At 50.1% G+C, this 983-nt stretch carries 1 rRNA gene; it reads left to right on the top strand.

The window, feature by feature from the left end:
- A 23S ribosomal RNA gene (locus ACL9RF_RS17710) occupies positions 1-983 on the top strand; the annotation flags it as partial.

The following is a 983-nucleotide window of genomic DNA, read 5'->3' as shown; positions in this document are numbered from 1 at the left end:
GAAGCAGTATGGTGATGTACTGTGGACTTTATAGAAAAGCAAATGTAGGCATAAGTAACGATAAGGCGGGTGAGAAACCCGCCCACCGAAAGACCCAGGTTTCCTGATCAACGCTAATCGGATCAGGGTTAGTCGGGGCCTAAGGCGCATCCGAAAGGAGTAAGCCGATGGACAACTGGTTAATATTCCAGTACTTTTCTTAACTGCGATGTGGTGACGGAGTAGTGACACTGCCGCGAACTGACGGAATAGTTCGTTGAAGGATGTAGGTATACGATATGTAGGCAAATCCGCATGTTGTGCTGAACTCCGATAGTACAGCAAAGCTTCGGCAGCGCTGATAGTGCAGGTAATCAGACTTCCAAGAAAACCCGCTAAGCTTCAGGTTAAGAAAACCCGTACCGCAAACCGACACAGGTGGTCGAGGAGAGAATCCTAAGGTGCTCGAGTGAATCATGGCTAAGGAACTCGGCAAAATGGCCCTGTAACTTCGGGAGAAGGGGCGCTTCCTCCAGCGATGGAGAAGCCGCAGTGAAAAGGCCCAGGCGACTGTTTAGCAAAAACATATGGCTTTGCAAAATCGAAAGATGAGGTATAAGGCCTGACACCTGCCCGGTGCTGGAAGGTTAAGAGGGGATGTCAGTCGCAAGGCGAAGCATTGAATCGAAGCCCCAGTAAACGGCGGCCGTAACTATAACGGTCCTAAGGTAGCGAAATTCCTTGTCGGGTAAGTTCCGACCTGCACGAATGGTGTAACGATCTGGGCGCTGTCTCAGCCATGAGCTCGGTGAAATTGTGGTATCGGTGAAGACGCCGATTACCCGCAACGGGACGGAAAGACCCCATGAACCTTCACTATAGCTTAACATTGAAATTGGGTACAGTATGTGTAGGATAGGCGGGAGATAATGAAGCGGTTTCGCCAGGAATCGTGGAATCACCCTTGAAATACCGCCCTTTCTGTATTCGGTTTCTAACTCGGC

This window comes from Sphingobacterium sp. Mn56C (genome assembly GCF_049319645.1).
Classification (GTDB): Bacteria; Bacteroidota; Bacteroidia; order Sphingobacteriales; family Sphingobacteriaceae; genus Sphingobacterium.
This window is presented reverse-complemented; position numbering and strand designations above follow the sequence as displayed.